Below are 26,732 nucleotides of genomic sequence, written 5' to 3' on the forward strand. Positions count from 1 at the left end.
TATATAATCATTAATTTAATAAATTATTTTAATTTCGTATAAGTAGTTATTATAAAATTCCTTTAACTGTTTTAATTCTTGAATAAAATATATAAATATTAACTATTTATTAACTCGTTTTTAATCTTATCTCTTCCTCTGCTTAGTCTTTTATAAATTAAATCTTTACTTAACTTTAAATCTCCAGATATTTTTTCTATTGACTCATCAAGTAAATACCTTTTTATAAATATTTTCTTATCTTCCTCCTTTAAACTTTCTAATAAAATATAAAATTCTTCATTATCTAATTCCATATTTTCATTTATTCCAATATCTATAATTTCTTCCTTAAGTTCTAAATTTATTTTTCTTTTATTTATTTTTCGTTTATAATCAATAGCCTTATATTTAGCAACTGAAATTAAAAAATTTCTTAAACTTCCCTTTGTTCTATCATAGCAATCTATATTTCTCCAAAGAGCTATTAAAACATCATTAAAGCATTCATCCACATCATTTATCTCTGAATAATCACAAAGAACCTTATTTATTACTCCATAAATTAATTTCCCATAAGTTCTTGATAAATTATCTAATGCAAATTGCTCGCCATTCATTAAGTCCAAAAGTATTTCATTATCTTCCAAAACACTATCCCCCTATAGAAAATTATTTATATTTATCAGATAAATATTCTTGTATTTCATCACAGTCTACATTTCTTATTAATAAATCCTTAAACTTACCATTACTAAATTCTATAAGAACTTCTGACTCAAGTTTTTTCCTGGTAAGAAAGAAATAAGCGATAGGTATTATTAAAATAAAATAAGTCACAGCCCCTATTAATTCAGATTCCCCTAATAGCATATATGCAAACTTTGATAATACATTTGAAAGTACGTGTGTCATAAATAGCATAAATAATAAGCTTGCTATTGCACCTTTCTTATTTCTCTTATAATCTAATTGAATTTTAAATCTATACTTTTTCTTTACATCTTTTCCAACCAGCATATCTTTTATATCTTCTTTATTATATATTTTTATTCCTTGCATTCTATTATAATAATTTGAATGAACTAATATAATTCTTTTATTAGTACAAAACATTAATACATTAAAAGAATATCCATCCCCAGTCATAAAAGGTGCATTAACCATTAAATTTGCTCCAGTAGCTACCATAAGCATATCTGGATCTGTACCCTTTATTATCTTTTCTATTACTTCATCCTTTTCTAATAATCTTTCTTCAACATAAATACAAGCTTCCATAAGTTTTTCTTTTGCTAAATTTGTTTTTACATCATTTGTTATGCTGCTTAATTTCTTATCCTCAATATTAGAAAAATTTATATATTCTTTAATTTCTTGCTCATTATAATTAATGCCATTAAGCTCTTTAAATATTTCTCTATCATTCATATTAAATCTCCTTTATTATTTCCTTTACCTTATATACGAAATAACTCACCTTATTTTGGACATATAATATAATTTTTTCCAAATATTTAGCGTTATTTTTTAGTGAAAAGACCTACTACTTATAAATTTGTTTTCATAAATAGTAGGTCTTTATGTATTTTCATATTAATATCTCTTATAGTTTACTAAAATAATCATCTATTAATTTTCACCCATTTTTCTATAAGTATTACTCATGTTAATCAGTGAACAAAGCAACAAAAAATTTTTCTCGAATTCATCTGAATTTAATTCTTCTTCTTTTAAAATCATCTCATTTATACTATCAAATTTATTTTCAATAGATTTTTTTACATCTTTTAAATCTTCTTCATATTGACTTAAATATAAATTGTATAAATTTCTTATTGGATAACTTTCTTTAGATTCTAAATCTTTAACTATTTTATCTAATGAACTTTTTATATCTCCTATTGATAATGCACCTTTTAAATTATAAATAAGACTCATTAATATTAAATGTTCTTTACTATACTTTTTATTTTTAATAGACATTAAAAGTTTGCCCTTTGCATAATTATTAATCATTGTTTTGGTCAATGCTTTATCTTCTTCATTTCTTTTAGACTCATTAAATTTACCATCAAAAAGTTGGATCACTTGATCCATATATAAATCTATTTCAGGAATTTCTTCTAATGTTAATTGATTATTTAAATTTAGTTCATCAAATTTTTCTATTAATTCAGTAATATTCATATGTACCTCCACGTAGTTTCATAAACTACTTATTAATATATCTATATTAAATATACTAGTATTGTTAAGATATTTCAAGAAAATTAATATAATATATTAATTTTTTTGAAAATTTGAACTTTTACGGACTTTGACTTTTTAACTATATATTATTAATATAATACTAACAATACGTAGTTTTTAAAACTACCTGCGAAGGAGTGTTTATTTTGGAAAAATATTTAAGAGAGCCTATAAATAGCTTAACTCATTGGATCGGCGCAATTCTATCACTTTTTGCATTAATAGCAATGTTAACAAAAGGATTACTTAATAATGCTTCCACTGTATCAATAGTTTCCATCGTTATATTTGGTATAAGTTTGATTTCATTATATAGTGTTTCCGCAACTTATCATGGTGTAATAACAAGTGAAAAAATAATATTTAGACTTAGAAAACTAGATCATTCTATGATTTTCATTTTAATAGCTGGATCTTATGCACCATTTTGTTTAATTGCTCTTGGAGGTTCTAAAGGAACTGTTTTCTTTACAACTATAGCTTCTATTGCAGTTGCTGGTATATTATTTAGAATGCTTTGGTTTAACTGTCCAAGATGGTTACAAACCTCTCTTTATATTGGACTTGGATGGGCTGCAGTATTTATGATTAAACCATTATCTCAAGTACTTAATCCTGCTAGCTTATATTTATTAGTTCTTGGTGGTATTCTTTATACTGTTGGTGGAGTTATATATGCTTTAAAGCCTAAAAGACTTAAATTTGGTAAGTTTGGTTTTCATGAGATATTTCACATATTTATTATCTTAGGAAGCTTAAGTCATTTCATTTCTGTATTTTCATATATATTATAAAAGTTTTTTAAATATAAATAATATTGTTTAAATAAAATATAAATAAAGAATGATAGCTATAAATTATAACTATCATTCTTCTTATTATTGCTTAATTATTGCTTTTCTAGTTAATAGCCTTGATACTGATATAAATACAATAAATGATATTATAAACGTTAATACAGCTACATATGAATTTCTAATATTCAATCCAAATATAGTTGCTATAACCTTCCCCATCCTACTATTAATATTAGGATTAACTGTAATTAGTACATTTAATAGTATAATTATTGCTACTGGTACTATTGATACTACTACCTTCATAAACTTATTACATTTATAATAAATTATAGTTATTAAGAAACCTAAAGAAATTGCAGCTAAACATATTGTAGCTTGTAACACAAATGTATTAAATAAAGTTATAATACTATTACTTTGCACCCAGTCAAAAGAATGATACCAATTCCCATTTCCTATATTGCTATAAGCCATATCGTAAATAGTTGGACATTTCATAAATATATTATAGATACGGTTAATTATTATATCTATAAAAGACATAAATAGAACAACTGGAATCATGGATAATGCTGTTCCATATAGAAAATCTTTTCTTGATACATTATTACTCTTCATAAAATAGAAGTTTTCTTTAAATAAATTTAATCCTGCTACAAATAAAAATATTCCTGATGATATTTCTATTCCTGAAGAAGATATATTAGCATTTCTTGAAAGAAATACTGAAGCTAGACATACAGTAATAAAAATTGTGTAATAAATTGCTATTGAATTTTTTAAGCTACTAATATTATATTTAATTATAGATTTTATTTTCATTATTTAACTTCCTCCTCTCCAGTTAAATGGATAAATAATTTTTGTAGTTCTACCTTTGATGTTTCTAGTTGTAAATCCGTTATTTGCATTTTATTTTCATCATTTATTTTCCCAATAATTGTTGCAGCCTTAAAACCTGCCATAGAATCTATATTAATACATTTCTTACCCTTTATATATTCTTCAACCCTTTCTGAAGATCCAGATACTAAGTAAGCTTCCCCTAACAAGTTTTCAACTTCATTATTACCTAATACCTCACCATTTTTAATTATTATTACTTTTTCTAATATCTCTGAAACTTCTTCTATAATATGAGTTGATAAAACTATAGTTTTAGGTTTATCAATATAATTTGCTACTAATTCCTTATAAAACATATCCCTATGATTAGCATCTAATCCTAAAACAGGTTCATCAAAAAGCAATACTTCTGCTCCTGATGATAAAGTTATAATAATCTTACAAATTGATGAATATCCAGTAGATAATTCTTTAAACTTCTTATTAACATTAAGTCCAAATTTATTGCTTAAGCTTAAAGCATAATCCATATTGAAATTACTATAAAACTCTTTTGTCCACTTAAATAAATCCTTAATTTTCATTCCTTCAGGATATAAATCTTGCTCTGTCATAAAATATATTTTCCCTAAGACATTACTATTTTCTACTACATCTTCATTATCTATTGTAACCTTACCTCCACTTGAGAAGATTCTATTGGTTATAAGATTTAAAAGTGTTGTTTTCCCTGCCCCATTTCTACCCAACAATCCATATATCTTATTTTCTTCTATTGTTAATGAAACATTATCTAGAACTCTATGGTTTCCATATTCTTTAGTTAAATTTGATATATTTATCAATGCCATTATTTATTTCCCCCTCTTAATCATTTCTATAATATCTTCAGTAGATATATTCAGCTTTTTTGCTTCTTCAATTAGTGAAATTATATAATTAGAATAAAACTTATCTTTTCTCTTTTGTACTAACTTTTCCTTACTTCCACTTGAAACAAACATTCCAACACCTCTTCTTTTATAAATAATTCCTTCATCCACTAATAAATTAAAGCCTTTCGCTACTGTTGCAGGATTAATTTTAAATTTTACAGATATTTCTGTTGTTGATGGTATTGCTTCATCTTCATTAAAAATTCCATTTAAAATTCCGTCTTCTATTGATTGTGCTATTTGAATATATATAGGTATTTCACTATAAAAATTTAAGTTCATAGCTACCTCCTTTTAACTTTATAGTATATTATATGTCATTTTAGTTGTATGGTTCATTACTTATGTAATTAACTATATAGCATTTGGTTTTTATTGTCAATAATTTTATAAAAAAAGATGATGCTATACACATCATCTCTCTATTCACTAATATTAATAAAATTTATATACCACCATATATTATTCCAAGTACTATTACTAATACCGTTATTGTGGTGAATCCATACTTAGAAAATAATAAAAATTTTTCTCCAACCTTCTTACTTGCTCCCATGTTTATTTCTTCTAAGATATCTTCTTTATCTCTCATAAAATAGAAAACTATAAGTACTATTAATGCTCCAAGTGGGGATATTACTATAGTTATAAAATCTGCAAAATTATTAAATAAATCCATATTTAAATTTAGAGGTATTGATAATATAAATAATATAATTGATATTAAAATTGTAGCCTTTTTCCTACTTAATCTTGTTTGGGACATTAAAGCTTCTACTGGTCCTTCCAACATATTGATTGATGAACTTACAGCAGCAAATATTACACTTAAGAAAAATAACATTGATAATATTTGACCTGCTGGCATTGACTTAAATATAGTTGGTAATGTTATAAATAATAATGGTGGTCCTGACATAGGATCTAATCCAAATGCAAATACTGCTGGCATTATAACAAATGAAGCTAATAATGCAGATATAGTATCTAATATTGCTGTACTAACTGCTGATCTTGGTATATCCATATCCTTTTCTATATAACTGCCATATACCACCATACCGCATCCATTTAGTGATACTGTAAAAAATGCTTGTCCAAGAGCCATTACCCATGTATTAATCTTAAATAGGTATTCCCACTTAGGTGTCAATAAGTATCTAACTCCTTCTATAGCTCCTGGTAATGTTAAGGATCTAAATGCCAATAAAATAAAAATTATAAATAGTAAAGGCATTATTATTTTATTTGCCTTCTCTATACCTTTTGTGATTCCTATAACTACTATAATAAGAGCAATAATTATAGCAATTGCATTCCATAATATAGTTTCTTTACTTCCTGAAAAGTTATTAAAGAAATTATCTATTTGTATTTTATTTATTTCTCCTGTTGTACTTAAAGTGAAATATTTAATAATCCAGCCTACAACTACGTTATAAAACATAAAAACTCCTGCTAATCCTACTGCTGGTATTGATCCTATTAATACTCCACCCTTTTTTCCCTTTTTCTTAAATGCTTCTTTTATTCCTGTTAATGATCCTCCTTGTGCTGATCTTCCAAAAGTAAACTCTGTAATAAGCCCAGTAGATCCAAGTAATAAAACAAATATAAAATATGGTATTAAAAATACCGCCCCTCCATTTTGTCCTAACCTATATGGGAACATCCAAATGTTACCTAAACCTACTGCTGCCCCTATGCAAGATATTATAAATCCTGCTCTACTTGTAAAATGCTCTCTTTTCTTCATAACCTACATTCCTCCTTGTTTATATATAAAAAAACCACATAGTTTCTACTATGTGGTAAATAAACAGGAATTTAAACAAATACCACACAGTATTTATCTATGTGGTTAAATTATCTCTATAAATTTGAGCATAATTAATAACTTATAACCATCACAGATACAAACCTTAAATCTTGCTTATGGCTTGCATCTATAATTAATTTATAAATACAAGTCCTATCTATAATAGCTATAATAATAATTTATATTAACTTTTATTTTTTTAAAGTTAATTATTTTGCTCATTTTTATTCTCCTAAAAGTATATTTTAATAAATACTATCATCTCTATACATATGTGTCAATCCTTATAAAATATAAAGTTTAAAGAATTTTCTATGTTTTCCTTAAATTTTCTAAATATTATTTTATCTTTCAATGAAATTATGTTGAGTTTATGGTATAATAACGAAATGAATAAGATTAGAAATGAGGTATGTTTTCAGTGATAACTGTATCGAACGTAAGTTTAAGATTTGGTGGCCGTAAGCTATTCGAAGATGTAAATATAAAATTTAATCCTGGTAACTGTTATGGTGTTATAGGTGCTAACGGTGCTGGTAAAAGTACATTTTTAAAAATATTATCTGGAGAAATTGAACCAAATACAGGAGATGTTTCTATTCCTGCTAATACAAGAATGTCTGTTTTAAAACAAGATCATTATGAATATGATGAGTTTGAAGTTTTACAAACAGTAATAATGGGTAACAAAAGATTATATGAAATAATGGAAGAAAAGGATGCTTTATATGCCAAAGCTGATTTTTCTGATGAAGATGGTATAAGAGCTTCTGAACTTGAAGGTGAATTTGCTGATATGAACGGTTGGGAAGCTGAATCAGATGCTTCTTCTTTACTTCAAGGTTTAGGAATAGGAACTGACATGCACTATAAAAGGATGTCAGAGCTTGTAGGAGGAGAGAAGGTTAAAGTTCTTCTAGCTCAAGCATTATTTGGAAACCCTGGAATACTAATTCTGGATGAGCCTACTAACCATTTAGACATACAATCAATAAACTGGCTTGAAGATTTCCTTTTAAGATTTGAAGGAACTGTAATAGTTGTATCCCATGATAGACATTTCTTAAATACAGTATGTACTGTAATGGCTGATGTTGACTTTGGTAAAATCAAGTTATATGTTGGTAACTATGACTTCTGGTATGAATCAAGCCAATTAGCATTACAAATGTCTAAGGATCAAAATAAGAAAAAAGAAGAAAAAATTAAAGAATTACAAGACTTTATTGCTAGATTTAGTGCTAATGCTTCTAAATCTAAACAAGCTACTTCTCGTAAGAAGTTATTAGATAAGATAACATTAGATGATATACAGCCTTCAAGCAGAAGATATCCTTTCGTTGGATTTAAACCTGAAAGAGAAGTTGGTAATGAAATTTTAACAGTTGAAGGACTAACTAAGACTATTGATGGAGTTAAGGTCTTAGATAATGTTAGCTTTAGAGTTAATAAAGAAGATAAAATTGCTTTAATTGGTGATAATGATATTGCTGTCACAACTTTATTTAAAATACTAAATGGAGAAATGGAAGCAGACAGTGGAGAATTCAAATGGGGAATAACTATAACAAAATCTTACTTCCCTAAAGATAATAATGAATTCTTTGATGGCTGTGACTTAAGCCTTGTAGACTGGTTAAGACAATACTCTGGTAACACTGTAGAAGAGCAATCAGAATCTTACTTAAGAGGATTCCTTGGAAGAATGTTATTCTCTGGTGAAGAAGCATTAAAGAAAGCTAGTGTTTTATCAGGAGGAGAAAAGGTTAGATGTATGTTATCTAGAATGATGTTATCATCTGCTAACGTACTAATGCTAGATCAACCTACAAACCACTTAGACCTTGAATCTATAACTGCTGTTAATAATGGCTTAAGAGATTATAAGAGTGTACTTTTATTTGCTTCTCACGACCATCAATTTATACAAACTATTGCAAATAGAATAATTGATATAAAAGAAAATGGTTCAATAGTAGATAGAGCAATGACATATGATGAATACTTAGAGTTTTCTGGAAAAGCTAAATAAGCTAATAAAAATAGCTATATAGTATAAAATAGGATACCGTTTTTGGTATCCTATTTTTTTATATTACTTCAACAACTCTTTTTTCTCGTCTTTTCTATTAACTCATCTCTGTAATTCTTTTAATTTATTATAGCCATTAATCTATGAATTATCTATAAATTAAAATTTAAAGCCCATTAACTTCTGCCCCTACTTCTTCTTTTTTACTTATTATAAACATAATACTTATTCCTAAAGTAATAACCTCAGCCAAAGGAATAGTAAGCCATACCCCTGTCATTCCTAAGAAATTAGGTAATAATAATATCAATGGAATTACTATAACCAAACCCCTCATCATTGAAATAGCAAATGATTTTCTTGGCTTATTAATAGATGCAAAAAAGGATGTAGTTACAATGTTTATTCCCATAATAATAAATGCACTAAAATAAATATTAATTCCTTTTACAGCCATAGATAATAATTCTGCATTTCCCTCGTTATTAAATAGGTTGACTATTTCCTCGGAAAAATTAAAGCTTAATAAGTAACATAACATACCTAGTACTAATGATAGTATTAATCCATATTTATATATAAATTTGATATCTTTAAGTTTCCCTTCTCCATAACTTTTACTAATTATAGGCTGAATACCTTGAGCTATTCCTGTAAAAATTGCTACTACTATTAAAGCTAAATTTGCAATTATTCCATAAGCAGCAACTCCTATATTGTAAGATATTCTAAGAATAGTAAAATTAAATATTAATATTATTATCCCAGAAGAGAATTCAGTGATAAAAGAAGGTATTCCTAGTGAAATTATGCTTTTTATATCCCCCCTATTAAATTTACATTTAATAAGTTTAAAGTTATTTTTCTTTCTTATAAAATGAATTGATAATACAGCTAAGCTTAATATTGGTGTAGCTCCTGTTGCAATAGCAGCTCCAAACATTCCAAGCTTAAATGGAAATATAAATATATAATCCAAAACTATATTACTTAAGCTTCCTAAAATCATTGCTACCATAGCTAAATTAGGTTCATTATCATTTCTTACAAAAATAGTTACTATATTATTTAATATAAATACACATGAAAAAGATAAAAGTGTTTTTAGATAACTTCCTGCTAATGGAATTACAGTTTCATCTGCTCCTAAAACTTTTACAATATCATAAGAAAATAAAATTCCAATTACAGTTATAATTATACCCACTATAATGCCCATAAATATTGCATGCGTAAATATCCTATTTGCTCCTTGTTTATTTCCCTTACCCATTTGTATAGAGTACCTTATTCCTGCACCCATACCTATCATTAACCCTATACCACTAACTAAACTCCATAAAGGTAATACTAAGTTTAGAGCAGTTAATCCAATACTACCTACTCCATTTGCAATAAAAAATGTATCCGCAAGTATATAAAAAGAAAGTCCTATCATACTAATTATATTAAGTGATACATACCTTACAAATTTTTTAACAATACTATTATTCAATTTATAATTTCTCATATAGTTACCTCCTCATAAAAATAAAAGCATTAGATGATTCATACCCAAAGGCCTAATGGTATGAATCCCTAATGCTTCTTATACAAATATAATGTCCGGCGACATAAATACTCTAAACTATTTAACTAAAATTATTTTATTAAAATTTAATATCATTGTCAATATGGAAATTTTCTGGACCTCAGAGGTAAAACTCAAACATTCTTATTTAATTTATTCTTTATAATGCATATTCCTTGAGTTGCTGTACCCATTGGACAATATACGCACCATGACCTAGGCTTATATAAAAGCATTGTAATAATTCCGATTATAGTAGATGTAAGCATTATACTATAAAATCCAAATGCAAATTGAGCAATCCATGGAGTTATATTTGATAAATCATTAAATTTCCACGGTACCTTAAATGTCCAAATAAGAGTAATTATTTCTTTTAAATTGTTAGTTCCATTAAAAACTAAGTAAGTGCTAAATAACATATTAGCAAACATAGATAAAAAGAATATTAAAAAGCCATATCTAAACCACTTTGTCTTTAGAAATTTAGGAATTGGCTTATTTCTTGAAAATTTAGTTCCCATTAGCTTCAATAGTTGTCCCCTTCCACAATATATATTACAATAAGCTTTATTACCCTTAGTAAAACTTATTATTAGCGGAACTAAAAAGCATATTAGTCCAAGCCAAGCAAATAGTATATTAAATAACCCTAAAGTTAAATATAAAATAGTTGCAATCCATAAATAATTATACCACTTCTTTTTGTTTTTACTTTCAATTTTCATAACTAACTTTCCCCTCCCCTTATCTCAATAATAGATGAAGGGCATACATTTGCACACTTAGAACATCCAACACATTTGTCAAAATCAACTTTTGCATAAATCCCCTTATATACAGTGATTGCATTTAGCGGACAATTTTTCTGACATTCTCCACATGCAACACAATATTTTGTGTCCACATAAGCCTTTTTTCTAATTATTTGTCTAGACATAATATTCCTCCCCTAAAATATAAGTATAATTCAAATTATATGTTTATTTCTTAATTTAAACTGTAACAAAGTCACAGAGCTCATGAACTTTATTACAAAATAACTAAATTAAATTGTTTTATTTCTATGGATAATATAAATTTATGTACAACCAGTTAATATGAGAACTTGATTAATCTCTATATTTGCAATTGCAGTTTTATCTCTTAATAACAATAAAAGCATTAGATTATTCATACTAAAAGGCCTAATGGTATGAATCTCTAATGCTTCTTATATAAATATTACGTCTGGCTATATAAATACTCACAACTACTTAATTAAAATTACTTTATTAAAATATAATATTATTGTCAATATGGAAATTTTCTGAATCCCATGGTTAAAATTTAAAAATCTTTATTTGCTAATGCTCCATATAAATTAGCATCTTTTAAAAATAAGCACTTCTTTAGGTTAGGTAAAAATCTACTTATATCCATTATTACATGAAAAGTATTATATGTTACTTCTCTCAGAATTTCTTCTAAGTTTTCATATATTCGCTCTATAAAATCTTCTTGCTGTGATACAGCCCCCCTATTAATATTATTTCAGGATCATACATAAATCTCATATTATAAATTCCTATCGCTAAGTTTCTATAAAAATTATCTATAGCTTCCTTACAAACTTTATCTCCATTCTTACTCATTTCAAAAATTTCTTTTCCTTCAATCGAATCATTATTTAAAGCTAACCTTACTCTTTTAACTAACGACCCTACTGATGCATTATCGCTAAATGTTTGATATAAGTTATTTTCTTGATTAGTAATCATAAAACCAAATTCTCCACCAAATAAGCTAGCTCCATAGTGAATCTTTCTATCCTTTATTATTGAAGCTCCAACACCTGTTCCGATAACTAAGGAAAGAAAGTCATTATGTTCTCTTCCATTACCAAACATTAATTCACATAAGGCTGCACAATTTGCATCATTTTCTATACTAATTGGTAATCCTAATCTTTCTTCCAGCTTGTCCTTCCAACTAAATCCATGAATACACGTTAAAGCACTAAAACCATATATTATACCACTACTTGTATCTACCGATCCTGGAGCACTTATACATACTCCCTTAATATCAAATTTATTTTTATATTCATTGACTACATCTTCAATTAAATTAAGTAAATAATTTATATCATTTTTACTTTTATGAATTGCATAATTATTTAATATTAAATCCCCATTGATTGCAGCAGATTTTATTTCTGTACCACCTATATCAAAACAAGCATACATAATTCTTCTCCTTATATATTACTAATAATAAAATATCCCTTAAGCCTCCTCGCAATTTTCCTTATTATATAAGAATTTTCTCCTTATTAGTATTAATGATGTTAATAAAGCTAAACATCCTAAATAAATAATAACTCCTAAAATTGCTTTATTCATAAATGCAAAATTTAAAAATCCTAATGCTAATGTACTTTCAATCTTGAATCCTGCTATTAATCCACAAACTAATGCAGAGCAAATCATATTGGCTGGAACCATAAACTTCATATCTGAAAACATCATTGGAAGCGCTGGTTCTGATAAACTTAAAAATCCTAATGCAAATACTGATGGTCCTTGTACATGTTCATCTTCATCAAATAACACTTTTTTACGATCTAACATTATTGCAAGACCAGCAGCCATAGAAGGCAGCATATATGCTACTGCAGCATATGTAATTGGTCCACGAATACCCTCTGTTAAAGATATCATAGTAAATAATCCTGCTGTTTTATTTATAGGGCCCCCTAAGTCAAATCCAAACATTAATCCTAAGATAATTGCTAGTAAAACAGAACTCGTTGCTGATACATTATTCAAGAAATTAACTAATGAATCCTGAATGAATTTAACCGGTCCTGAAATACCATATTTAATTAAGAAAAAACCTACAACAGCAGTAATAACTGGAAGCACAACTAATGATAATAAAGCCTTTGTAGATCCTTCTAACTTCATTCTATTAAATGCTAATCCTGAATATCCAGCAATAAATCCGACAACTATACCTCCAAATATACCCAATCCTAACTGATTTGAGTAATATCCAAGTATAAATCCACTTGCTAAGCCAACTTTACCAGAAAGAGATTGTCCAATAATTAAAGCTATAAAAACATCAAACCTTTTTAAACCAATTTCATTTAAAAATGCAAATAAATCTCCGAATATACCATCCTTAGGTAAAATACTAGATAGGGCCATTCCAATTGCTCCAACAATAATTAATGGTAACATTCCATTGAATCCTGCATTTAAGTGCATTTTTGCAGTATTTAATCCTTTTTTAAATCCATCAGACACTTCTTATTCCCCCTTTACTAAACTCTTTGCTTGAGCTATTACACCCTTTGTATTTTTTAATACTTGAGTTGTAGAAACTTGAACAATCTTTTTTCCATTAAAACGTTCCATACCTTGAATAGCAGTATCAATTGCTAAAATAACGGCATCAGCTTGTGCTACATCCTCTAATGTTAATTCATTTTCAATTCCAGATGCACTTTGTGTTTCTATCTTAATTTCATCTCCTGCTTTTGTCATTTCCTTTTTAAGCCCCTTTGATGCCATAAAAGTATGCATCAATCCTGCTGGGCAAGCACATACGGCTACAAATTTCATATTTATTCCTCCAATACATTAATAATTTCTTTTATTGTTGTTGCATTATGTAAATCCTTGCATAATGCTTCATCCATTAATTTTTCTGCTAATGATGCTAATATCTTTAGATGTGATTCTTGACTTTCAATTGGAACAGTTATTAATATTACTATCTTTACATCTGTACCATCTAAAGTTTCCCATTCAACACTATCTTTTAATTTAGCAATAGAAACCTTACATTCCTTTACACTTGACGATTGTGTATGTGGAATGGCAATACCTTGGCCTACCCCTGTAGATAATTGATTTTCTCTTGCTAAAATATCCTCATAACATTTTTCTTTTGAATTAACATGGTTATTTTTATCAAGATTTTCAACTAATTTCATAATTACTTCTTCTTTATTTTCGCAAACTACGTTTATTAAAATATCCTCATCTAAAACTAATTCATTAATATTCATTGATATCTCCTTTTGTAAAACTCCTAATACTATGAATTACACCTAACTCATCTTTGCAATCTTTAATTTGCCGTATAGCATTCCTATTGTTTAATAACATATACATATCTTCAAAAATTTCCTTATCACTTTCTCTTACAGTCAATGATAGTGCACAAACAAAAACCATATCTGCATAGTAGCCATCCCAATCGACAGGTTTATCTAATATAACAATTGCAATTCCAGGTTTTATTACACATTTACTATATCCATGTGGTAATGCAACACCATTTAGCGCATATGTGGATGATATTCTTTCCCTAGCAAGAGTTGACTCATAAAAATCTTCTGTTACATATCCTGTTTTATATAGTCTATTACAAACATATTCCAACAAACTTTCTTTTGTCTTAAAACTTCTATTAATATATATATGTTCCCTAGGTACGTGAACTATAAATCCACTATTCTCTGATTCTAAATTCTCTTCATATCTGCTATGTTCCAAATATTTTCTAACTTGTTCAATATCATCATCTGTTATTATATGATGAATAAGTACATAATCAGATTTAGGTAAAGATAAAGGACAAGTTGATATAATAATCTTATTTTTGTCTATACGCCTTTCTCTTATTAAATCTTCCATTTGTTCAATTGAAACTTGATGCTTAATATTTAATCCTGGTATATTTACAAATAATCTTCCAGAAATCATTCTTGCATTTCCATAGCCTATATTACTTGCAACTATACCTTCATATTTTAAATCCTTCGATTCATCATTTTCTTCCATCATGGCTTGAATATGCATTGCAAGTAATCCTATTTCATCTTCATTCATATTAATATCAAAGCTTGATTTTAACATCATCGCAATATCTGCAGATATATTAAATGCGAATGGTAGGCATTCCTTCGTTTGTCCCAATGCAGGATTTCTTATAACCTTACCAAATTTTATTCTTTTTAGCATTTTGGAAATATGAATCATTAATCCTTTATAAAATATATTTTCTCTAACCCTTATATATTGATATTTCTCCTTAATAAGATCTAATATTGAATCTAATACATCACTTATATATTTTTGATTTTCTTCATCTATATCATAATTATTCATATTTATTAGTAAATAATATACTTCATCATTATTAAACTTTATACATAAAGTTTCTTCAACTTCACTTAATAGGGTTCTTGCATTTAATAATTGATTTGACCCCTCATACATTCCTACAATGCTTTCACTAGCTGAAAAATTGTGATTATTTTTTACACGATGATACATTACATTCAAACAAATCCTCATTTCTGTACTATTAAAACTTTTATATTTTCTTAATATATCTTGAAGATCTAAATCTATTTTGCTAGAAAGGAACTTACTTGCGAACATTATACTTTCAAGATTTATATCTATACTTTCAATTTGCTCACTCATTATATACTGTAATAAAAATCGTATATTTAGTTCTGTTCCGCTTATAACAATCCCATGATATGGTTTTTTAGTCAAATTTATGGAGAATTTCGATAACGTCTTTTTGACAGATTTCATTTCTTGATTTATAGTACTCTTTGAAAAATATAATTTATCTGCAATTTCCTGCAAGGTGGTGGTTTTCATATCAGATAAATATTCAATTATTTGATATTTTCTTGGCTTGTTTGAAAATCCATCTGATTCTATATTCTCAAATCCTCCATCCATAAGTGCCCTTACATCATCAGATGATAAGTAGTATTCCTTTTCTTTTTTCTTCAATTCTATATCATAGTTTTCTATAAGATAGGATTTTATATTTTTTATATCAACATACACTGATCTTACTGATACCTTTAATTCCTTAGATATATAATCAATATTAATACCTTTCTCATTTTTTATTAATAGCCATAATAAATTATATTCACGTGTAGATATCTCCATATAACCTTTATAATTCTTCACCATTACTCTTTATTACATCATGAAACCATTTAAAGCTCTTTTTCTTATATCTTTTCATATCCCTTAAGTCGGTATCAGTGCGGTTTACATATATAAAGCCATATCTCTTTTTCATTTCCCCTTGAGATGATAAAATGTCTATTGGTGCCCAAGTTAAAAATGATCTTACATCAACAAAGTCTTCACAAATTGAACTACTAACAGCTTCTATTTGCTTCTTAAAATATTCTATTCGATAATCATCTTCAACTGTCATATTCTTATCTAATTCTTCATTAACACCAATACCACTTTCTAATATATAAATTGGTTTTTCATAACGTTGGTAAATATCCTTTAATATAATTCTTAGTCCTAGTGGATCTATTGTCCATCCCCATTCTGTATTTTCTAGGTATGGATTCTTATCAAATGCTGTTTTCTTACCCATGAATGTATTTAAAGTATTTCTTGAAACATTTATTCCCCTTTTCTCATTACTTGCAATTGAAGATGCATAATAGCTAATTCCAATACAATCAACAGTATTTTTCTTTAATAATTCTAAATCATTATCTTCAATATTTGGAAGTAAATTATTAATATCCATACTTCTCCATAGAGCCTTTGAGTATTGTCCCCTAACTAATATATTTAGTAGATCAAAATTGAAGGATTCATTAATTCTTTGCGCTTCGAGTATATCTAAAGGATTACAAGTCTTAGGATAACATGGACTTGAATTAATCATTCCAATAACTGTAGCATCAGGATCTATCTCATTTTTGCATTTAACAACTATAGCTGACGCTAGTGCCATATTATGCATTAGTTGATAACGAGTACTATCAAACTTACTATCATCAGGCCCGATTTCCGATGCTAATAATCCAACAAGTGGACAGCCGTTATGTTCATTCATAGGAATCCAATACTTAACTTTTCCCTTATACCTCTCCATTAGTATTCGTACATATTTCTCATATGCTCTTAATGTTCCTCTACCTAACCATCCATCATATTTATTTTGCAATTCTAGTGGAGTATCAAAATGGTATAAGCATATCATAGGTTCTATTTGGTTATCTAATAACGAATCTATAACTCTATCGTAAAACCTTAACCCTTGTTCATTTATTTCTCCTTCACCATCTGGCAGTATCCTAGACCATGCTACTGAGAATCTATAAGAATTAATCCCGAGTTCCTTAAATAGTTTTATATCATCTTCATAATTATGATAAAAATCTATACCATCATTGAAATCACGAAATCCCTTAGACTTTAGATAATCATAAATAGTTAATCCTTTTCCATACTCTTCTCCGCTTGCCCCTTCAGTTTGATGTGCTGATACTGAGCCTCCCCAAAGAAAACCTTCAGGCATCTTCATACCATTCTTTCGTTTAAATCCTGTCATTACTACTTCCTCCTTTTCAATTTATAAATAAATTATATCATGTAAATTTCTTTATAAAATTTATTAATTTGCATAACTTTTTTGCAAGAATATTATTATTAGCCTCTTATTTTTACAAAGAATAACTTTTTATACTTAATCTCATTACTATAATCAAAAAAAATTAAAATATAAATCCTTTCTATATAAAATAAAAGAAAATAACAACTACTATAATGTTATTTTGCTTTTTATTTTAACTAATTTTATCTTAACTAATTTTATATTATATATTAACTAATTTTATTTAGTATATTTAAAATGAAGTAATTCATGAGCTTTTCCGTGACCTGGTTCTCCCATATATGTTTCATACATTTTATTTAAAGCACCATTCTCGTGTGACTTTCTTTTCTTTAGCACATTTTTATCTTGATTGTATAATACTGATGCTCTCACACTTCTAATATCCATCGTTAATCTATCTGATGCATTTATGTGAGGTTGTCCACCACCATTTACACATCCCCCTGGACATGCCATTACTTCTATGAAGTGATATTTCTTTTTATCAAAATTATCACTATTCATAAAGCTGAATACATTAGAAGCTCCATTTATAACTGCAATGTTATAACTTTCTCCACCAATTTCAACTGTTGCTTCCTTTATGCCTGCTAAACCTCTTACTTGTTCATATTCTATATTTTCTAAATCTTTACCTTCAACAAAATCCTTAGCTGATCTTAAAGCTGCTTCCATAACTCCACCAGTAGCTCCGAATATAGCACCTGCTCCAGTATACTCTCCCATTGCTGGATCTGCTTCACTATCATCTAATTTAGCAAAATCTATTTTTGCATCTTTAATCATTTTTGCTAATTCTCTTGTTGTTATTACTGCATCTATATTTCTTAATCCATCATTTTCCATTTCCGGTCTATCTGCTTCATATTTTTTAGCTGTACAAGGCATTATAGTTACTGTGAATACTCTTTTTGGATCTATATCTGCAACTTGTGGATAGTATGTTTTACTTGCTGTACCAAATATTTGTTGTGGTGATTTAGCACTTGACAAATTTTCTAAAAATTTCGGATAATAATTTTCAACTTGTCTAACCCAAGCTGGACAACATGATGTAAACATAGGGAATGGTCCACCAGCCTTAATTCTTTGAACTAACTCTGTTGCTTCCTCCATTATAGTCATATCTGCACCAAAATTTATATCAAAAATCTTATCAAATCCAAGATGTCTTAATGCTGTATATAATTTACCTGTAACATCTACCCCATAACCCATCTTAAATAATTCACCCATAGCAGTTCTAACAGATGGTGCCATTGCAACTATAACATGCTTTTCTTCATTTTCTAATGCTTCTTTAACTCTATCCATGTGAGATTTTTCAGATAAAGCATCTACCGGACATGCCGCTACACATTGTCCACATAATAAACAATTAGTTTCATCAAAGCACTTTAAATTTTCTGGTCCAATAATATTTTCCCCATTAACTTCTATAAACTTTATTGATTCTGTTCCAGTCTTTACTCTACATGCTGCCACGCATCTTCCACATTTAACACACTTAGTTCTATCTAAAACTATTGATTTACTTCTATCATCTACATATTCAGTTTTATCCGCAACAATAAAAGGCTTAGATGCCCTTGCCTTAGTTTTGATTACTAGCTTTAAAAATTCACAGTTCTCTCTTCTTTTACAAGGTCCGCACTTGAATTCATGTTTATCTAATAATGATGAAACTGTATTTTTAACTTCTTCTTGAACTCTTTCTGTGTTTGTATTAATAACCATTCCATCCTCAGGAATAAAACAACATGCTTTAACTAATTCATCTTGCCCCTCAACTTCAACTAAACAAACTCCACATTGTCCAACATTACTGCAATCTTCTAAAAAACATAATGCAGGAATATCTATTCCATTATCTTTTGCTATTTTTATTAAACTTTTATCTTCATTAACTAGAATTTTATTTCCATTAATAGTTATGTTTTTCATTAAAACTCCCCCTATAATCATGGTGTGAAAAATAAAATTGTTATATTATTAACAATGTTATTTTACTCTATTTTTGAGATAATTGCTATCTTTTAATTATTACTTTCTAGAATATATTTCACCTATGATTTTACGACAAAAATCGTTAGCGTACAATGTAAAATTATAGTGGAAAATGTACTTTATTAACAAATTTATCAAAATGGGAATAAAATGCTATTATAATAATAGTTTAATAAATGAAAACTTTAACTTTTATTTAACATTTAAAATTATATATGAATTTTTATAATTAATTATGTATCTTGCTTTCTAAATCAGCTTTCATTTCCCAATGAATCACAAAAGCCAATATAGCTCTTAATACTATTATTGCTGCTAGTATATACATTTCATCCATTGATCTAACTATAACAGTCTTTAATATCTCTGCTCCAAGCTTAAATTCCAATGCTAAGGTTAATGATTGTGCAAATTCTATCTTTATAGGGTAGAACTTCTTTGTAATCATATTTACTATAAACCTATAAAAAGCTTTAATAGATCCAACAATTATTATTAATATACCCATTAATTCCAAAAGATGTATTACTATTGGTGTCACTACTTCTATTAAATGTCCTAACAAGACTCATCTCCTCCAAACTTACTATTTACATTTAATTATCTTTGATAATTAAAAATAAGTAAAGTAATTTATATAATATTAGAATTTTTATTGCGTTTTTATGTTAATATAATACTATAAAAATATTTATTTGAGGTACCATATGATACGAGTATATAATAGACAAACACAAAATTATGAAATTGAAAAAGTTGCTGGAGAAAATTATATTAAGTGGTCCTATGAATCACCAGTTGGAAAAGGACTTACTGAGCTTTTAGTAAAGAAAAAGTTATTTTCTAAGATTTATGGTTCTTATTGCGATACTTCTTTTAGCAAGAAAAAGATACCTTCTTTTATAAAGGACTTTGACATAGACATGAATATAAGCTCTAATACTATAGATGACTTCAATAGCTTTAATGACTTTTTTGTTAGAACCTTAAAAGAAGATTCAAGGCCTATTTTAAAAGATAATAATCTCCTTATATCACCTGGAGATGGAAGACTATTTGCATACGAAAATATTAATATAAATAATCTAGTTCAAGTTAAGGGAATTCATTATAGTTTATCGGAATTAATTGGTGATACTTCTGTTGCTATGGAATATGAAGGTGGAGTATGCTTAGTATTAAGACTTTGTCCTACTGACTATCATAGATTTCATTTTGTTGATAATGGCTTACCATTACAAAACAATTTTATAAATGGTAATTATTATTCTGTTAATCCTATTGCATTAGAGAGAATCCCTAAACTTTATTGTCAAAATAAAAGGGAATGGAGTATATTTAAATCCGATAATTTTGGTGACATTATTCATGTTGAAGTTGGTGCTACATGTGTTGGAACAATAATTCAAACATATACACCTAATAAAAAAGTTTCAAAGGGAGAAGAAAAGGGATACTTTAAATTTGGTGGTTCAACTACTATTCTTTTATTTAAGAAAGATACCATAAAAATTCATGAGGATATATTGCACCAAACAGATCTTGGTTTTGAATCTAAAGTTTTAATGGGTGAAGTAATAGGTACTAAAAGCTAATAACATAGTTTTTAAAATTACTTTTTACAAACTATATAAGTATAAATTACAATATATGTTTAAAATAATTTTTTATATAATGAAAATATATTATAGGAGTAAAATTAATGGGGGATTTAATATATAGATTATTATTATTTTTAAATAGTAGTAAGGAAAATGATATTAATTATAATATAGCAATAACCATGCTTAGAAATATACGTTCTATTCCAGAAATGTCTATAAATAAGCTTGCTGATATTTGCTTTACTTCACCAGCTGCTATAACAAGATTTTGTCATAAATTAGGATATTCTAATTTAATAGAATTTAAGGAAAATATAAAAATAAATATTGGTCATTATAATGAAGGTCTTATGAAACCTAAAGCAATCTCTTATGATCTTTCAAGAGAAGATATATTAAAGAATATGTCCTTAGAAATTATTGACGAAATAGAAACCTCTAAGGAATTTATAGACTTAAAAATTGTTGATAGAGTAATTGAGCTTATTTTTAATAGTAACAACGTATGCATATTTGGAACTCAATTCTCCCAACTTATGGCTCAAGACTTACAACGTAAATTAGTTAATTTATCTAAACTTATTTATCATGCTAATGATGTTCAAGAGCAAGAAAGATTAGCTGAAGATTTAGATGAAAATTCATTAGCAATTCTTATTTCTCCTACTGGAAGATTTCCTTTGTATCATGAAAGGCTTTGGAAGAAGATAGAGAAAAGCCCAGCCACAGTAGTAGTTATTACCGAAAAGAAAAAAACTGAATATATAAAAAGAAGTGATTATATAATTTATCTACCACCTAGAAATGACTCTAATGAATATGTTCAAAATCATAGATATGACTTAAGCTTCTTAATTGAATACATTTATGTTAGATATGGAATTCTTTATAAAAGTAACTCATAATTTACACTTTTTTCAGCACACAACTTATTTAGTTAAGAGTGCACAATTTCAAAGCTTATAGTTTTCTTTAGTAGACAACTGATATTAGAAAATCAAAAAAAGAACTCACTTTTTAATATTGAGTTCTTTTCTTATTTCTCTATTCTTTAACTCGTCTTAATGAGTTATTCCCTCTTTAAACTATGTGCTGTGCACTGTACCCTATCTAAAATTCAGCTCTTTCTACCTTTTCAATTTTTTCTATAACATTTTTGAACTGTGGTAGGTATTTTTTATGAGCAAGTAACATTTCATTTAATAATTTTCTTCCTCTTATATCATCTGAGATTAAAGGATTTGTTACCATTGCTAATAGTGCTATATTGTAATCTCCTGTATATGCTGCTTCTGCTGCTAGTCTTTCAAATGTTTTTATTTGTCCAACTAATCCTTGTGCAAATATAGGTAAATCAGTAACTGTTTCTACTGGTACTGGACCATTCTTTCCTATATAACAGCTCACTTCTACTGCTGATTCATCTTCGAATTGCTTTAAGGTTCCATTATTCCTAGTATTTACTGCAATTATAGTATTCTTATCATTATATATTCCGTTTATAACATTACATGCAACATCTGAATAATGAGCTCCACCACGTTTAGCTAACTCTTCAGGCTTTTCTTGTAAATTAACATCTTTATACATTTCAAATAATTTCTTTTCAACTTCCATTACAACTTCTGCTCTAGTTTTACCTTTTTTGAATTCTTCTAATTCACTATTAAGCATATCTCTAGTTTTGTAATAGTATCTGTGATAAGGACAAGGAATTACTCCAAAAGCTCTCATAGTTGCTATATCCCAATCAAATCCTTTTATATTTGCCATTGTTTGAGTTTTAGAATCAGGTGATGTTAATTCTTTTAGAATTTCAGCTGTAACATCATTTCCATCTAAATAAACTTTTTCAGCATAAACCATATGGTTTAATCCTGCAAAATCTACAGTTATTCTATCACTATTTACTCCTAATATATCAGCAAAAGCATATTGTAACCCAATTGGAACATTACATACACCTATAACCTTTTTATGAACTCCATATCTTAATAAAGCTTCTGTGACTATTCCTGCTGGATTTGTAAAGTTTATTAACCAAGCATTTGGACATAATTCACTTATATCTTTAGCTATATCTAATATTACTGGTACTGTTCTTAATGCTTTAAATAGACCACCAGCTCCATTAGTTTCTTGTCCTAAAAAGCCATGACTTAATGGAATTCTTTCATCTTTTACTCTTGCTGGTAATAATCCAACTCTTAATTGTGTAGTTACAAAATCTGCATCTTTTAACGCTTCTCTTCTATCTAGTGTTAAATGTATATTCATTGGTACTCCTGCTTTTTCTACCATTCTTTTAGCTAATGCACCAACGATCTCTAATTTTTCTTTTCCATCTTCAATATCAACTAACCAATAGTCGCTTACAGGCATCTCATCATATCTTTTTATTAAACCTTCTACTAATTCAGGTGTATAACTTGATCCTCCACCTATTGTAACTATCTTTAAACCTTTTTTATTCATATGCCCAACCCCCATAACTTTAATATATTACTTTATACTTTTATTATATATACATATCAAGGAAAACAATTTCAAAATTTGAAAATCTACTTTTAAATCATTCTTTATTCTTATTTATAACTATTTTTTTTACTTGAGATTTAAAATTTTCTTCAATTCCATCAAATATTATAAGATTTATTCCCATTTCTTTAGCTCTTTCTTTTACTGCAAGCTTTATTGGTTCCTTTGTTGCAACTAAAATTTTAAAAGCTCTACTTCCACCAATTTGTTTGCTATATACATCTAATTCATTTAATGCTTCTTCATTATACTTATCACTATCTTTGCATGATATAAAAATAGGAATAGCATCTTTCACTGCAATTACATCTAATTCATTTTTCACTATATTACTTTTATCATTCCATAAGAACATAACGCCACTTTTTACTTCATCTATTTCTTTTATTTCTCTAATCATTATATTTGTGGCTATCTCTAGCCATGTTCCACTTTTAAATATAAATGATTTTAAGTATTCATTCTTAAAATTAACTGTAATTTCTCCATCAGAAATTTGACTATAATCTACGCCACCCATTTCTCTTAGCCTTTTAAGTATTTTATTTATCAGATTTTTTTCTTCTTCTAATAAAAGTTGTACTTTTATAGTAACAGTTTTAGAATCTTCGTAATGATGAATAAATATATTAGCATCATATAATTTCTGTTTGTATTTATGCCACAAATCTAAATTTTTATATATACTTTTTGTTAAATAGATTAAATCTTCTTTATTAGAAAGATCGCTTGAATCACTTAAAAGAGTTCCTCCTGATGCCTTTATTATTTTCTCTAATTGCATATCTTCATACTCTTCTTTAGCAACCTCTATATCTTTATCAAAAATATATAAATTTTTATTTTTAACATCTATATATATTGATTTTATTGAATTATCTTTAGATATATTGAGTAACATTAAGGAGTTTATTCTACTTCCTCCTGTTAAATTAATTAATAGATTTTTATCTTTACTCTCATTTATAATTTTATTTAATAAAGCTATATTTCCTTCTTCTATTAGAACTTTATTAAACTTAATTGATGAAAGATAGTTTTTATAATAATTCTCTACAGTATTTATCAAATCTATCTTACTTTTATCGTATATAAATAATACTTCCCTTGGATTAAATCTTTTTGTTGCTAATATATTTGCCCCATTGTGATTATCTAGTTGATTTATTAATATATCTACATTCATACTATTAGCCTTTCTTTTCAAGTTTATATATTTTTAATTTATCCAAAGGATAAGAATTTTATCCCAGTATAAGCAACTTACTAAGTAGTATTACTCTATTGGTTTCCTATAAAAACCACCAAAAAATGTCTCAGTTTTTAGTACGTTAATAATTATCTTAGGATCAATCTTTTTCATTAAACTTACAATTTCATTAACTTCATATGATGAAACAACAGTATGGAGAAGTTTCATTTTCTTTTTGCTATATCCACCAACTGCATCAATACATGATATTCCATGGCGATACTCCTTTATATATTCCTCAATTATTTCTTCATCTTTTTGCGTTGTAATTTGTAAAGTTACACGCTCATAACGATGGTGAAAAGTTGATATAGTTTTTGTTGAAATAAACTGGAACAAAATAGAATATCCTGCATAAAGCCATCCAAACATAGCTCCAAATATAATTAATATAATAGTATTAAACACAAATACATGTTCCCAAATTGATTTTCCTATTTTATTGGATACAAATAATGCTATAAAGTCTGTCCCACCTGTCGATGCATTCCCCTTCAATGCAAATACAACAGATATTCCATAAGCAAATCCACCAAAAGCCACATTTAACAGTAAATCATCAAATATAGGTGGAAAATTACAAAGCTTTAAAAGTAAGCTTGTTAAAAATACTTGAGTTAAGGAAAAAAAGTAAACCTAGGGCTAATATGCTTATAGCAAATAAATGCTACTGGTATATTAAGTGCTACATTTGCAAGTGAAACAGAAATATTACCTCCATATAGGGACGTAATCTTATCAATAAGAATAGCTACTCCAGTAAATCCACTTGAAAGTAAATTTGATGGTTGTATAAAAACCTGAATAACATATGCCTGTAACAATGAAGATAAAAAAACTGCTACTATTGTTATTAAGGCTTTAGTTATTTTATTATCTTTCATTTAATACACTTCCTACTAAAGTAGATACCTTCAAGCTTGAGACAACATCATAATTATTTTCATTAGGAAAATTTGCATATGAATAACTAACGCTTTCTGTTGATGTTGTTGGATCACTTAACCAGTCCTTACAAGATGAATGTATTTGATAAATCCCAGTTTCATTCATTAATTTAACTGCATTTTTATCATTAATACCACTACCTGCAAGAATTTCAATCTTATCACCATATTCCTTTTGTAGATGAGCAAGCATTACTCTACCATCCCATGCCTTTTCTTTTAATCCACTTGTTAACACTCTATCAACACCAATTTCAATTAATTCCTTCATAGTTTCACCAGGCTTTCTTACACAATCAAATGCCCTATGAAAAACAGCTTCACCATTATACTTATGAATTAATTCAACCATGTCTTTAGTTAAAGCCTTATTAATTGTAGTATCTTCATTTAAAAAACCAAATGCTAAACCATCAGCACCATTTTTCATAAGTATTTCTGCATCTGCAAACATTACTTCAACATCTTCCTTATTATAAAAAAATCCACCACCTCTAGGACGAATCATACAAATAACTTTAAGCTTAGTATTTTGTTTTGTCATTTTTAAAGATGCAAGTGATGGTGTTAAGCCACCTAAATGTAATGCTGAATTTAATTCTATTCTTTTTGCACCACCTTTATAGCTTTCAAGTGCATCGTAATAACTGCCACAGCATATTTCTACGTATTTATTCATATAAACAACC

General features: G+C 27.5%; 25 protein-coding genes and 1 pseudogene. 4 read left to right on the plus strand and 22 right to left on the minus strand.

Going from position 1 to position 26,732, the window contains the following annotated elements:
- Window positions 1-98 precede the first annotated feature (98 nt).
- The 3 genes from A500_RS07430 to A500_RS07440 form a co-directional block, all read right to left on the minus strand.
- Window positions 99-629, minus strand: coding sequence for a sigma-70 family RNA polymerase sigma factor (locus A500_RS07430; RefSeq protein WP_016206971.1), 531 nt, complete (start codon window positions 627-629; stop codon window positions 99-101).
- Window positions 630-651: 22 nt separating this feature from the next.
- On the minus strand, window positions 652-1,410 hold the full coding sequence (locus A500_RS07435) for a hypothetical protein (RefSeq protein WP_016206972.1): 759 nt from the start codon (window positions 1,408-1,410) through the stop codon (window positions 652-654).
- 201 nt (window positions 1,411-1,611) lie between these two features.
- The gene (locus A500_RS07440; RefSeq protein WP_016206973.1) at window positions 1,612-2,169 is read right to left on the minus strand and encodes a DUF1836 domain-containing protein; all 558 of its coding nucleotides are present in this window, start codon (window positions 2,167-2,169) and stop codon (window positions 1,612-1,614) included.
- A gap of 209 nt (window positions 2,170-2,378) precedes the next feature.
- On the opposite strand from A500_RS07440, the gene trhA reads away from it, so the two are divergent.
- On the plus strand, window positions 2,379-3,026 hold the full coding sequence (gene trhA / locus A500_RS07445) for a PAQR family membrane homeostasis protein TrhA (protein WP_016206974.1): 648 nt from the start codon (window positions 2,379-2,381) through the stop codon (window positions 3,024-3,026).
- Between the two features lie 84 nt (window positions 3,027-3,110).
- Here trhA and A500_RS07450 read toward each other — a convergent pair whose 3' ends face one another.
- The 4 genes from A500_RS07450 to A500_RS07465 all read right to left on the minus strand — a co-directional run bounded on the left by A500_RS07450 (window position 3,111) and on the right by A500_RS07465 (window position 6,569).
- A complete protein-coding gene (locus tag A500_RS07450; RefSeq protein ID WP_016206975.1) occupies window positions 3,111-3,854 on the minus strand; it encodes a hypothetical protein in 744 nt (247 codons plus the stop codon).
- Window positions 3,854-4,729, minus strand: coding sequence for an ATP-binding cassette domain-containing protein (locus tag A500_RS07455; RefSeq protein WP_016206976.1), 876 nt, complete (start codon window positions 4,727-4,729; stop codon window positions 3,854-3,856). The genes A500_RS07450 and A500_RS07455 overlap by 1 nt, the downstream gene beginning before the upstream one ends.
- A 3-nt stretch (window positions 4,730-4,732) precedes the next feature.
- Window positions 4,733-5,095, minus strand: a complete 363-nt coding sequence (locus A500_RS07460) for a GntR family transcriptional regulator (RefSeq protein WP_016206977.1) — start codon at window positions 5,093-5,095, stop codon at window positions 4,733-4,735.
- 163 nt (window positions 5,096-5,258) lie between these two features.
- Window positions 5,259-6,569, minus strand: a complete 1,311-nt coding sequence (locus A500_RS07465; protein ID WP_016206978.1) for a sodium-dependent transporter — start codon at window positions 6,567-6,569, stop codon at window positions 5,259-5,261.
- A 484-nt stretch (window positions 6,570-7,053) separates the two neighbouring features.
- Between A500_RS07465 and A500_RS07470 the strand changes: the two genes are divergently transcribed.
- Window positions 7,054-8,664 (plus strand): ABC-F family ATP-binding cassette domain-containing protein, encoded by a 1,611-nt coding sequence (locus tag A500_RS07470; protein WP_016206979.1) that lies wholly within the window; start codon window positions 7,054-7,056, stop codon window positions 8,662-8,664.
- Window positions 8,665-8,830: 166 nt separating this feature from the next.
- Here the strand turns inward: A500_RS07470 and A500_RS07475 are convergent, their stop codons facing one another.
- From A500_RS07475 to A500_RS07525, 11 genes are all read right to left on the minus strand, one after another.
- Window positions 8,831-10,174 (minus strand): MATE family efflux transporter, encoded by a 1,344-nt coding sequence (locus tag A500_RS07475; protein WP_016206980.1) that lies wholly within the window; start codon window positions 10,172-10,174, stop codon window positions 8,831-8,833.
- A gap of 194 nt (window positions 10,175-10,368) precedes the next feature.
- Window positions 10,369-10,962: a 4Fe-4S binding protein gene (locus tag A500_RS07480; RefSeq protein ID WP_016206981.1), complete on the minus strand. Its 594-nt coding sequence runs from the start codon at window positions 10,960-10,962 to the stop codon at window positions 10,369-10,371.
- Between the two features lie 2 nt (window positions 10,963-10,964).
- Window positions 10,965-11,174 carry a DUF362 domain-containing protein gene (locus tag A500_RS07485; RefSeq protein ID WP_016206982.1) on the minus strand — a complete coding sequence of 70 codons (210 nt, stop codon included), beginning with the start codon at window positions 11,172-11,174 and terminating at the stop codon, window positions 10,965-10,967.
- Between the two features lie 547 nt (window positions 11,175-11,721).
- Complete coding sequence (locus A500_RS07490; protein ID WP_016206983.1) at window positions 11,722-12,462, minus strand: ROK family protein; 741 nt, start codon at window positions 12,460-12,462, stop codon at window positions 11,722-11,724.
- 39 nt (window positions 12,463-12,501) lie between these two features.
- A complete protein-coding gene (locus A500_RS07495) occupies window positions 12,502-13,527 on the minus strand; it encodes a PTS sugar transporter subunit IIC (RefSeq protein WP_016206984.1) in 1,026 nt (341 codons plus the stop codon).
- A gap of 3 nt (window positions 13,528-13,530) precedes the next feature.
- Window positions 13,531-13,845: a PTS fructose transporter subunit IIB gene (locus A500_RS07500; protein WP_016206985.1), complete on the minus strand. Its 315-nt coding sequence runs from the start codon at window positions 13,843-13,845 to the stop codon at window positions 13,531-13,533.
- A 2-nt stretch (window positions 13,846-13,847) separates the two neighbouring features.
- On the minus strand, window positions 13,848-14,294 hold the full coding sequence (locus tag A500_RS07505; RefSeq protein ID WP_016206986.1) for a PTS sugar transporter subunit IIA: 447 nt from the start codon (window positions 14,292-14,294) through the stop codon (window positions 13,848-13,850).
- The gene (locus tag A500_RS07510) at window positions 14,284-16,233 is read right to left on the minus strand and encodes a BglG family transcription antiterminator (RefSeq protein ID WP_016206987.1); all 1,950 of its coding nucleotides are present in this window, start codon (window positions 16,231-16,233) and stop codon (window positions 14,284-14,286) included. Before A500_RS07510 ends, A500_RS07505 begins: the two co-directional genes overlap by 11 nt.
- Window positions 16,217-17,629 (minus strand): glycoside hydrolase family 1 protein, encoded by a 1,413-nt coding sequence (locus A500_RS07515; protein WP_016206988.1) that lies wholly within the window; start codon window positions 17,627-17,629, stop codon window positions 16,217-16,219. Before A500_RS07515 ends, A500_RS07510 begins: the two co-directional genes overlap by 17 nt.
- A gap of 282 nt (window positions 17,630-17,911) precedes the next feature.
- Window positions 17,912-19,639 carry a ferredoxin hydrogenase gene (locus tag A500_RS07520; RefSeq protein WP_016206989.1) on the minus strand — a complete coding sequence of 576 codons (1,728 nt, stop codon included), beginning with the start codon at window positions 19,637-19,639 and terminating at the stop codon, window positions 17,912-17,914.
- A 292-nt stretch (window positions 19,640-19,931) separates the two neighbouring features.
- Window positions 19,932-20,267: a DUF1622 domain-containing protein gene (locus tag A500_RS07525; protein WP_016206990.1), complete on the minus strand. Its 336-nt coding sequence runs from the start codon at window positions 20,265-20,267 to the stop codon at window positions 19,932-19,934.
- Window positions 20,268-20,409: 142 nt separating this feature from the next.
- On the opposite strand from A500_RS07525, the gene A500_RS07530 reads away from it, so the two are divergent.
- Window positions 20,410-21,297 carry a phosphatidylserine decarboxylase gene (locus A500_RS07530; protein ID WP_016206991.1) on the plus strand — a complete coding sequence of 296 codons (888 nt, stop codon included), beginning with the start codon at window positions 20,410-20,412 and terminating at the stop codon, window positions 21,295-21,297.
- Window positions 21,298-21,404: 107 nt separating this feature from the next.
- Complete coding sequence (locus tag A500_RS07535; RefSeq protein ID WP_016206992.1) at window positions 21,405-22,211, plus strand: MurR/RpiR family transcriptional regulator; 807 nt, start codon at window positions 21,405-21,407, stop codon at window positions 22,209-22,211.
- 205 nt (window positions 22,212-22,416) lie between these two features.
- On the opposite strand, the gene A500_RS07540 is transcribed toward A500_RS07535, so the two are convergent.
- The 4 genes and pseudogenes from A500_RS07540 to A500_RS07555 all read right to left on the minus strand — a co-directional run bounded on the left by A500_RS07540 (window position 22,417) and on the right by A500_RS07555 (window position 26,722).
- Window positions 22,417-23,781: a 6-phospho-beta-glucosidase gene (locus tag A500_RS07540; RefSeq protein WP_016206993.1), complete on the minus strand. Its 1,365-nt coding sequence runs from the start codon at window positions 23,779-23,781 to the stop codon at window positions 22,417-22,419.
- Window positions 23,782-23,878: 97 nt separating this feature from the next.
- Window positions 23,879-25,030, minus strand: a complete 1,152-nt coding sequence (locus tag A500_RS07545; RefSeq protein WP_016206994.1) for a Card1-like endonuclease domain-containing protein — start codon at window positions 25,028-25,030, stop codon at window positions 23,879-23,881.
- Window positions 25,031-25,120: 90 nt separating this feature from the next.
- Window positions 25,121-25,980: pseudogene (locus A500_RS07550) on the minus strand (YitT family protein).
- On the minus strand, window positions 25,970-26,722 hold the full coding sequence (locus tag A500_RS07555) for a copper homeostasis protein CutC (protein ID WP_016206995.1): 753 nt from the start codon (window positions 26,720-26,722) through the stop codon (window positions 25,970-25,972). The pseudogene A500_RS07550 and the gene A500_RS07555 overlap by 11 nt, the downstream one beginning before the upstream one ends.
- Window positions 26,723-26,732: the final 10 nt, after the last annotated feature.

The organism is Clostridium sartagoforme AAU1 (assembly GCF_000401215.1).
In the GTDB taxonomy this organism is placed as follows: domain Bacteria; phylum Bacillota; class Clostridia; order Clostridiales; family Clostridiaceae; genus Clostridium; species Clostridium sartagoforme.